8 protein-coding genes are annotated in these 9,785 nt (G+C 51.3%); 4 read left to right on the forward strand and 4 right to left on the reverse strand.

The annotated features are described in order from the left end of the window. Position 1 precedes the first annotated feature (1 nt). From cydD to AB4Z30_RS18930, 3 genes are read right to left on the reverse strand one after another with little or no spacing between them, the layout of a single operon-like run. Positions 2-1,921 (reverse strand): thiol reductant ABC exporter subunit CydD, encoded by a 1,920-nt coding sequence (gene cydD / locus AB4Z30_RS18920; RefSeq protein WP_441929059.1) that lies wholly within the window; start codon positions 1,919-1,921, stop codon positions 2-4. A gap of 1 nt (position 1,922) precedes the next feature. Next, positions 1,923-2,936 (reverse strand): cytochrome d ubiquinol oxidase subunit II, encoded by a 1,014-nt coding sequence (cydB, locus tag AB4Z30_RS18925; protein WP_441929060.1) that lies wholly within the window; start codon positions 2,934-2,936, stop codon positions 1,923-1,925. Then, on the reverse strand, positions 2,923-4,338 hold the full coding sequence (locus AB4Z30_RS18930; protein WP_441929061.1) for a cytochrome ubiquinol oxidase subunit I: 1,416 nt from the start codon (positions 4,336-4,338) through the stop codon (positions 2,923-2,925). Before AB4Z30_RS18930 ends, cydB begins: the two co-directional genes overlap by 14 nt. Positions 4,339-4,713: 375 nt before the next feature. On the opposite strand from AB4Z30_RS18930, the gene AB4Z30_RS18935 reads away from it, so the two are divergent. From AB4Z30_RS18935 to AB4Z30_RS18950, 4 genes are read left to right on the forward strand one after another with little or no spacing between them, the layout of a single operon-like run. Beyond that, entirely contained in the window at positions 4,714-6,045 is a 1,332-nt protein-coding gene (locus tag AB4Z30_RS18935) for a hypothetical protein (protein ID WP_441929062.1), read from the forward strand. Continuing rightward, the gene (locus AB4Z30_RS18940) at positions 6,045-7,043 is read left to right on the forward strand and encodes a glycosyltransferase (protein WP_441929063.1); all 999 of its coding nucleotides are present in this window, start codon (positions 6,045-6,047) and stop codon (positions 7,041-7,043) included. The genes AB4Z30_RS18935 and AB4Z30_RS18940 overlap by 1 nt, the downstream gene beginning before the upstream one ends. A 1-nt stretch (position 7,044) precedes the next feature. Next, positions 7,045-8,478, forward strand: a complete 1,434-nt coding sequence (locus tag AB4Z30_RS18945; RefSeq protein ID WP_441929064.1) for a glycosyltransferase family 4 protein — start codon at positions 7,045-7,047, stop codon at positions 8,476-8,478. Continuing rightward, positions 8,475-9,152 (forward strand): class I SAM-dependent methyltransferase, encoded by a 678-nt coding sequence (locus AB4Z30_RS18950; RefSeq protein WP_441929065.1) that lies wholly within the window; start codon positions 8,475-8,477, stop codon positions 9,150-9,152. Before AB4Z30_RS18945 ends, AB4Z30_RS18950 begins: the two co-directional genes overlap by 4 nt. 200 nt (positions 9,153-9,352) lie before the next feature. On the opposite strand, the gene AB4Z30_RS18955 is transcribed toward AB4Z30_RS18950, so the two are convergent. Continuing rightward, positions 9,353-9,785, reverse strand: a 433-nt coding sequence (locus AB4Z30_RS18955; protein WP_441929066.1) for a hypothetical protein, incomplete at its 5' end; no start/stop codon positions are given.

Consider the following 9,785-nt stretch of genomic DNA (forward strand, 5'->3'; position numbering starts at 1 on the left):
CTCATATCGCCTCCATCTGTGCCTGAATCATGTGATAATATACACCTTTTCGTGCAATCAATTGCTGATGTGTCCCTATCTCCGCTACCGTGCCGTGATCCATAACGATGATCCGATCCATATGTGGCATCCAGTGCAGACGATGAGTCGCCAGAAAGACAAGTTTACCTTCAAACAACGGCAGCATAGTTTGCTTTAACTCATATTCGGTCTCCACGTCCAAGTGCGCCGTAGGTTCATCAAGCAATAGCACACTGCGTTCACTCAGCAAAGCTCTTGCCAGTGCCACACGTTGTTCCTGACCGCCGCTGAGCTGCCTGCCTCCTGCACCAATCTGTTCATGCAGTCCGCTTGGCAACGACGACAAAAGCTTCGTTAGCCCCGCTACTTGTGCAGCTTGAGCCACCTCTGCGTCGGATGCCTCCGGTACATAAAAACGAATATTATCCCCAATAGAGCCACTGAAAATATACGGATGCTGCGGGATCGCAGCTGTCCGGCTACGCCAAGCCTCGAGTAGTTCCAGGTTCAGATGCTGTCCATCGACCAGCACTTGTCCAGCTGTCGGAAACTGGAAGCCTGCGAGAACATCAATGAGTGTTGATTTCCCGGCCCCACTGGAGCCAATGATCCCAACTTTACCAAGGCCCGTCAGTTGAAACGTCACATCCCGAAGGGAATATGCCCCCTCTGCTTCATGTTGAACCTGAATATCCGTCAGCGCTAATCGGCTGTGCTCTCCCCAAGAGAACAAGGGTGCTGAAGGATCTTCTGAGTTCGGTGAGGCTGATGAGACAGGGTGTATACCATGAACTGAAGCTGATGAAGAAGATGTTGCGGCCGGTGTCACCGGAAGTATGCCATTTTTTTCACGGTTAAATACTACGCGCAGCTGCGAAGAGGACACAGATGTATGGGATTGAGACGGCATCGGCGTATCAAGAGATTGTTGTAAATCGGTCTGATGCTTCTCTGCAGCCCTACCTCGTTCAATCACTTTATGGATTGCTTCCCCGGCTTCCTTGCCATCTAATGTCGCGTGGTAATCTGCACCTAGCATGCGGACAGGCAGGAAGTATTCCGGTGCCAGAATCAGTACTGTCAGGGCAGGAAAAAGCGTCATATGCCCTTCCGTCAACCGAAGTCCAAGGCCCACTGCAACAGATGCAACTGACAACATGGTGAAGAAATCCAAGGCAAAAGAGGACAAAAAGGCCATTCGCAGCGTAGACATCGTCGCTTTTCGATATCGCTGGCTCACTCGCATGATGGAGCCTTCGTGTATTTTGCTTTGCCCCAGTGTTTTCAACGTTTCCAGCCCACGCAGCGTATCGACAAAATGATTCGCCAGCGCTTTGTAGGACTTAAATTGTCCATCAATCTTACGCTGAGTAGCCAGACCGATCAGGATCATAAATATGATCAGAATCGGTAGCGTCAGCATCAATATTACACCGGACATGGTATCCAGCTTGAACACATAAAACAAAATGACTACAGGTGTAAATCCCATGCCCAACATACGCGGAATAAACAGCTCCAGATACGTCTTGTATTGCGAAATGCCTTCGCGTGCCAGCGTCACCAGATGTCCCGTACCTTCTGTCTTGGCGTAACGCGGTCCGAGCCGGAACCACTGTTCTGTCATCTGTCTACGCAGATCGGTTCCTGTTCTCTCCGCATACCGCGTAGTGACAAGCTGTAACCAGAATGACAGGGCATAGCGGGCGGCAAAAGCAGCCAGAAACAGCAGCAGTACCGGATACTGCGACGAAACTGTAGCACCTTCAAACAACGCCGTTATGGCCTGTGCCAGCCATTTGGCCTGCATAATAATCGTCATCGCCTGCAGCAGCACCAGCGCAGATGCCAGTGCGAGTACCGGCCGGATGCCCGGCAGCTTCATTAGCCCGCGTCCCATGTCAGTACTCCAGGTGGTGCTGTTCGTTCAGACGTTTGCGGAAAATATAATAACTCCAAATCTGATATCCAAGTACAAACGGCAGCAAGGTGCAGGCAACAATAGTCATCACTTTTAATGAATAAGGTCCCGATGCTGCGTTATATACCGTCAGATCAAATGCTGAATTGATGGAACTCACCATAACTCGTGGGAACAATCCGATAAATACGGAGGCAAAGGCAATGGCAATAACCGCACCCGTCATTCCAAAAGCCCAGCCTTCGCGTTGCTGACGAATGAAGTAAGCCGCAAGAGCCAGCGCCGCAGCACCAAGCAGAGCCATAATCCAGAGCGCCCAGCCGCGAACCGTAAACACATCGGTCATCAGATAGGTCAATAATGCGTATATCGCAAGCACTGCGACTAACGGCATCATTACCTTTTTCGCCAGTTGAAGTGCCCGTTCTCTCAATTCACCTACGGTACGCAGGGAAACAAATAACAGCCCGTGAACCAGACACAATAGCGTTACACTCAAGCCGCCTACAACGGTGTATGGATTCACGATATCCAGGAAACCGGCATGCATCTGCATGTTCTCATCAATAGGCAGGCCCTTCATCAACGTTGCAAAAACGACCCCAAACAGGAATGGAAGCAAGGCGCTTGCCACCACAATAATGATGTCCCACGTTCTACGCCACCGCTGCTGTTTCATTTTACTGCGGAATTCAAAGGCAACTCCGCGTCCGATCAACAACAGCAACACAACAACAAGCGGCAGATAGAATCCACTGAACAGCGTTGCGTACCAGTGCGGGAAGGCGGCAAACATGGCACCGCCTGCGGTCAGCAGCCAGACCTCGTTTCCATCCCAAAACGGACCGATCGAGTTAATTAACGTACGGCGTTCACGATCTGTTTTAGCAATCAGACCCGTAGACATACCTACTCCGAAGTCGAAACCTTCAAGAAAGAAAAATCCGATAAACAATACGGCGATCAGTACAAACCACAGCTCACTTAGTAACAACGGAATACCCCCCATCTACGCCAAACGGATCGGCCGGTTCATCATGTTCTTCGGACTTATCGACGGCATACGGTCCTGCTTTGATTTTGCGGACAAACAGGAACACCATCACGATGCCAAGAACGGTATATGCCGCAGTAAAAGCAATCGTGGAGAATAAAATCATACCTGCTGATACATTCGGTGATACACCTGCTTCGGTCGTCATATACCCGAACACCGTCCATGGCTGTCTGCCGACCTCGGTCATAATCCATCCTGCTGAATTTGCAATAAACGGCAGTGAAATGGCAAATACCATCAGACGCATAAACCATGGTTTAGCCACTTCCAGCTTCTTGCGCCAAGCCAGATATGTACCATACATCGCGAGCAGAATCATCAGACCACCTGCAGCAATCATGACACGGAAGCTCCAGAATGTGGTTCGTACTGGTGGAATGTAATCTCCTGGTCCGTACGTCTGCTGATACTCGGCATTCAGTTCTTTCATACCTTTGACACTACCTGAGAATTTACTATAGGAGAGATAACTAAGTAATCCAGGGATTTTGATCTCACCGGAGTTCTCCTGTTTATCCGGGTCAATGGAGGCAATAACCGTCCACGGGGCCGGATCTTCTGTTGTCGTCCATGTACCTTCACTCGCAGCCATCTTCATCGGTTGTGTTTCCACCAGATATTGTGCCTGGAAGTGCCCTGAGAAAGCTACACCCAGCGAGGATACGAGACCGATAATAACGGCAATGTTGAAGGATCTGCGGAACACTTCCACGTCTTGTTTTTTCATCAACTTGTAAGCACTAATGCCCGTCACCACAAATGCTCCCGTCATTAACGCACCAAAAATCGTATGCGGGAATTCAACGAGAAACTGTCCATTCGTAAGCAGTGCAAAGAAGTCATTCATCTCCGCCCGGCCATTATTGATGGCGAATCCAACGGGATGCTGCATAAACGAGTTCGCTGCCAGAATCCACACCGCTGACAGGAATGTACCGGCAAATACGAGCCAGATGCAGGCCAGATGCACTTTTTTGGACAAACGATCCCAGCCGAATATCCATAAACCGATAAATGTGGATTCCATAAAAAATGCTAGCAGAGCCTCGATCGCCAGTGGTGCACCAAAGACATCACCGACAAACCGGGAATACTCCGACCAGTTCATTCCGAACTGGAACTCTTGCAGAATACCGGTGACTACCCCGACGGCAAAGTTGATCAGGAACAGCTTGCCCCAGAACTTGGCCATCGTTTTGTAAATCTCTTTTCCCTTCATGACATACAACGTCTCCATAATTGCAACCAGCAGCACGAGGCCGATTGATAGCGGTACGAAGAAAAAGTGGAAAATCGTTGTAAGTGCATATTGGATACGCGATAACATAATCGGATCCATACCTTTACCCCTTCTTTCTGTTCGCTTTTGCAAGATACGTAAATGGCTTTGAAGCGGGCATCTTCGCTGTCTGTCCTCCAAATACGTTGATGAACGTATTGTGCCAGATTACCTATTTTTCACATGTGATAATTCTCACAATCCTGCCTCTCTTAAGCAAAAAAAGTGACCTCGGTCACACAATAGATAAAATTAAGCCTATTTATTGCGCTTGTCCGCACCTCCATTCGTCTTGAGCTATTGCATGTATTCATGGAAGTTGTTCATGTTTGGAGACAAATGCCCATATGTTAGTGTCAGAAGGATGATACGAAGTTCTGCACGGCTTTTACATAAGAGAATCAGCCTATCAATGTGAGGTGAGGTGAGTTAAAGATGGAACACTCCGAACCACTGACGGATGCAGATCGCGAGCTAAACCCGGAACGTAAGCACGACCGGAAAAAGATAACACCTGAGCTGTCCGTGCATACAGACATCACAGCTCAATATGTGCTTTTTCCGCGGAAAGGAGGCTGGTCCTCCTTTCCCTATCCCGACATCGCAGCACTATTGGCAGCAGAACAAGGAACCCTCTATTATGTAAGCAGCCGCACGGCTGAGGAGGAGGAACTTCCAAATGCCATTCAAGTAATTTCACTCTCGGAAGCAGAAACCCGGTTACAGGAGCCACGTACTGCTGCTGTGGTCGCGCACCCTTACTGGCTTATGACTGTGGCTTCACTTCAGCCGGAAATATGCATTGCACTATTGCCTGAACCTGTAGGGGATGAAGCAGCCTCTCCGCTCTGGGAGAGCAGTATCTCCAGGCTTGTCGGCATTGCCGATCTGGTGGGCACATCTTCGGAAACCCGGTACATGAAATTGCTCTTTCAAGGCACCCGTGCCATCTGGTTGGGAGGGGAAGACGCTTCTCCTGCTGGTTATATCCATCATGATGGCACACGTATCCCAGTGGGGGACTATGAACTGTTTTTGATGCACGCACTCCAACAGGTACTTGCAGGTAAATCAGATCATATTACAATGCTACAAATCCGTGCGCGAGCAGATTACTACAGACAGCTTCGAGCAAAAACAGGTGCTCATGAAACGATTTCCTTTCTTCTCTCGGCTTATGAGTATTTACTCGATGATTCCCGCGCCGCCGCTTCGCTTAAGGAAGCCTTCATACACGCTGCCATCAACAGAAGGCAGGATTGCGTTGCGTCCCATTATCGATTCCTCTCTGCCATCTATGCGAGGTCGGGTCAGATTGAAGAAGCTCTGCAGGTTTTTGGCATCAGTGCAAGCGACGAGCAGGAACGCCACCACTATGAACAATTGTGCCGCTGGCTCGAAGCCGGAGAGGAACAGTTGGTTCGAGCAGAACTGCTCCGCATCAATGACGATTATGGCAGTGCTATTCGTATTCTGGATGAGCTTGGCGGGGAAACGGCAAGGCATTGGAAATTCCGTATCTATCGGGAAACACAGCGTGTGGAGGCCGCACTCACCCTAGTGCATGCCATCGACATTCATGACGGAGATAGTCTTCTGCAATATAAACAACTATCCGGAACAGCACTGGCTCTTCGGGGAGAACGCCACGGTGCAGTAAGACAGTTTCTGGAGGCGGCTGTGGAGGATGAAGATGCACTCGCTTGCATTATGGAACTGGAGCTGCTGGATCATGCCGTACAACAACTGCTTGGGGAGGTGCCTTAATGATAGACCCGAAAAAACGCAAAGCCCCCGGGAACAGACCGATCATGCATGATTCGTTTCAGACGCAGACAACAGAACAACAAACAGGCATGGAGAATCATAGAGCGATTGCGGTTGAGCTGAACCGAATGCCGCAGGAGAAGATAGAAATGCCTTTGATGAATAGACCCGATATGGAAGCGAACAGTGAACAGCTGATTGAGGCAAGGAACGAACCGAATCCTTCTGCCAACCGGGCTGTTGAAAGGGAGACATTCCAAGAGTTCTCCCCCCTACGCCGGGTACGCAAAAGCAATAACAACAAGCTGACAGCCATGCTTCAGGTTCGTAATGAACAAGGACGTTATTTGGAGGAAGTACTGCAAGATCTGAGTGAATTCGTGGACGAGATCGTCATTGTCGATGATGCCAGCACAGATGGAACCGCGGATGTATGCAGAGCTTTTTCAAAAGTAGTGCGTCTTGATGTCTTGGAAAAGCCGCTGTTTGCCGAGGAATGGCGTCTTCGCAACACCCTGTGGCAAGCGGCTGTTAGTACCTGTCCGGATTGGCTTCTTGCGGTCGATGCCGATGAACTCTACAGCACAGAAGCCAAACAGGCGATACGCAAACTCATTGATCAGGACTATGCAGACTGGTTTGCCTTCCGTTTCTACGATATGTGGGGCGGCCGAACCCATTATCGGGAGGATGAACTCTGGTCTCTGCATAAACGTCACACGACCTCCCTTGTTCGTTATATGCCAGGTTATCCCTACTTTTATCCGCAGCAGAATCACCATGTTCCTCGTCTCCCCGTGTCCTGCACCGTATTGTCAGGCGTATGTACAGAACTGAAAGTACAGCATCTCGGCTGGGCTGGCAGTCTGGAAGACCGGGTGCGCAAATACTTACGCTACAAACGTATTGATCCGCATGGAGAATGGGGCAATCCGGCACAGTATGAGTCCATTCTGGACCCTGAACCGCGTCTGCTTCCGTGGAAGGAGGGACCATAATATGGGCGTGGTCAGCATACTGACCCATAGTTTTACCGATGGATACAATCGGGAGTTTAACCGGGTATTCGGCGGCGGGCTGGAACGTTACATTCTTGATCTATGCCGTGTGATTCGGGGACTCGGTCACATTCCCGAGGTACATCAACTGTCTTATTTCGAGGCGTTCCAGACCCGAACCGAACAGATTGACGTCTATGGCTATGATTATGACATGGAAAATGTACCTGAAGCTTTTGACCGGATGGCCGCAGCCGCTCGCGGACCTATTATCTATGCAAGCTGCCTGTGGCAGCCGATTAACTACAAACCTGGCAGCCTCGGGATATGCCACGGCATCAATTGGGATCGCCCCGGTCTGCCGATTGAAACCAAACGTCAGGTTGCAGATCATATCCAGCTGGCACTGGACGGACTGGTTCGCATTGTCTCGGTGGACTCTCATTTCCAGACCTTCTGCCGGGCAGCTTGTACGTACACCGATTCAGAACAAATCGTATTGATTCCCAACGCCGTGGACACCTCATACTTTGTCCCGGCTCCGCCAAGGAGGACACTCCCACAACAAAACGAAGAAGATTGGATGACTGCGTGGAAAAGAGACACGGCAATGCCGGCCAATTATGAGGACATCATCGTTACCGAATCCAGAGATAATGCAGCGGATCATGATGAAGCAGATCAAGGTGATTTAGATGCATATAGCCAATCAGCGGAAAAGGTCAGTACGAAAAGTTTTGATCCAGAGCTATCGGAAGGCACCGGTGCTATCTCTGTAGAAAGCGTGGCTACTGAACCCCTTCCTCAGTCAGGGCAGGCTCTCACGAACAGCGATGAACCTGTTTCAGCTCCACATGCAATACGTATTCTGTATCCACGTCGCATCAGCAGCGAGCGCGGCATTGTTCCCATGATGCTGGCTGCAGATACATTGCTGGGGGCTTTCCCAGATGTGGAGGTTGAATTTGCTGGAGAACTGGTGGAAGGCAGTACGGTGGGCAGAGCCTTTCGCTATTGGCAGCGTACACATCCGCATACAGCCCGCATCGACCAGCACACGTACGATTTCAGAGAGATTCGTGACGCTTATCATCAGGCAGATATCGTTGTCATTCCTACGTTATTCTCGGAGGGAACCTCCTACGCTTGTCTGGAAGCGATGAGCTGCGGCCTTGCGGTGATCGCTTCCAATGTCGGCGGACTCAATGATCTGATTCAGGACGGGTTTAACGGACTACTGGTTCCTCCAGGTGAGCAGGCACTGACTGCCGCACTCGTCAGGCTTGTTCAGGATCGAGCCGAGCGGGAGCGGCTTGGCATCTATGCGCGTGAGACTGCACTATCTTATGATCTGTCCATATGGCGGAGCCGGTGGAGCAGGGTTCTGGAATCTTTTTTAACGGAGACAGGATTGAGGGAGGGGATTCGGACATGATGGATACGCCTCGCACTATGGAGATGTTGGAATCTAGGTACATTCGGCAAAGCGACCCAAAGACGGATACGCTGGTCTTTCCGCTTCATCCTGCGTGGTGGAGTCGTCCTTACGAGTATGAGTGGGCCCGGCAGTTTGCACGCCCGGAAGATGTCGTGCTGGATGCTGCCTGTGGTATCTCACACCCGTTCAAATTTTGGCTTACAGAGCATTGCCGTGAAGTTCATGCGTGTGACTGGGATGAACGTATTTTGTCGGAAGAGGCGATTCGGCTGGATATTGCTGCTGACTTCGGTGAACAGGCAGCGCGGAATCTGCCCGGAATTTATCTAACAAGACTCAACCGTGCTAAGGCCAATCTGGCTCAACTTCCATATGCTGCTGAGCAGTTTGACCGCGTATTTTGCATCTCTGTTCTGGAACATCTAGACACCGGCACAATGCTGCGGGCTTTCCGCGAATTCGCTCGGGTGCTGAAGCCGAACGGACAGTTGATCGCCACCTTTGATGTGCCCGAAATGCGGCCAGACTTGCTGGAAACGATCATGGCTGTCACCGGGCTGACGATTGAAGATAAACTGAACGTGGTGGAACCGGAGGATGCGATCTCCTCGGAAATGTACGGTGCACCTATTCGGTGTTTCAGGGCTGTAATATGCAAGGCGGTATCATGATGACCGTAGTAAAGACATGGCAAATGTATAGTATGCGTTTCAAATGAAAGCAGGGAGGATTGAGTTGTTTCAAGTAATTAACGGGAGATCATTGTGAAAATAAGGATGGGTATAGCGTCTTGCCGGGATGCCCCGGCTTTTTGCTGTGCTTAAAAGCCGGGGGTTATGTAATCCAGCGTAGCCGGCATGGGCACGCTGGATTACAGGTAAATCAGCAGCATGTTACACTGCTGCTGGAAGGTTAGGTCAGTGGCTGCGCCGGGAGAAGTCAGGCGCAGCAGGGTATGCAGGCCCGGCGGAAGACTCTTCGCCGGGCGGCCTTGGGCGGCAGCATGCCGTGCAGTGATTCGGGCCGCATGTTCGGCCCAATCACGCGCCAGGCTCTGCCGTCCGGCGAGCAGCGCGAGCGTGCCCGCCAGGAGCGCATGCGCTGCGAGCGTAGGGGCGGGCACTTCGTCCGCGAGGGGCTGCTGCGTGCCGTTAGGCGTACCGCATAGCGCAAGCAGCCCTTCGCGGACGCAAGCGGGCGCGCGCAGCAGCCCGCAACGGGCCGCAGGCGGGAGCGCTGCGAGCAGCGCCAGCGCGCCGCCCGGCGGCAGGGCCTGCAGCAGGCGCAGCCATGCGGGCCAGGCG

This window comes from Paenibacillus sp. 2TAF8, from assembly GCF_052114825.1.
Taxonomy (GTDB): Bacteria; Bacillota; Bacilli; order Paenibacillales; family Paenibacillaceae; genus Paenibacillus.

Bases quoted from the DNA above. Each gene is read 5' to 3' on its own strand.
- cydD (WP_441929059.1), bottom strand. From the start codon at position 1,921: ATGGGACGCGGGCTAATGAAGCTGCCGGGCATCCGGCCGGTACTCGCA.
- AB4Z30_RS18930 (WP_441929061.1), bottom strand. From the start codon at position 4,338: ATGGATCCGATTATGTTATCGCGTATCCAATATGCACTTACAACGATT.
- AB4Z30_RS18935 (WP_441929062.1), top strand. From the start codon at position 4,714: ATGGAACACTCCGAACCACTGACGGATGCAGATCGCGAGCTAAACCCG.
- AB4Z30_RS18940 (WP_441929063.1), top strand. From the start codon at position 6,045: ATGATAGACCCGAAAAAACGCAAAGCCCCCGGGAACAGACCGATCATG.
- AB4Z30_RS18945 (WP_441929064.1), top strand. From the start codon at position 7,045: ATGGGCGTGGTCAGCATACTGACCCATAGTTTTACCGATGGATACAAT.
- AB4Z30_RS18950 (WP_441929065.1), top strand. From the start codon at position 8,475: ATGATGGATACGCCTCGCACTATGGAGATGTTGGAATCTAGGTACATT.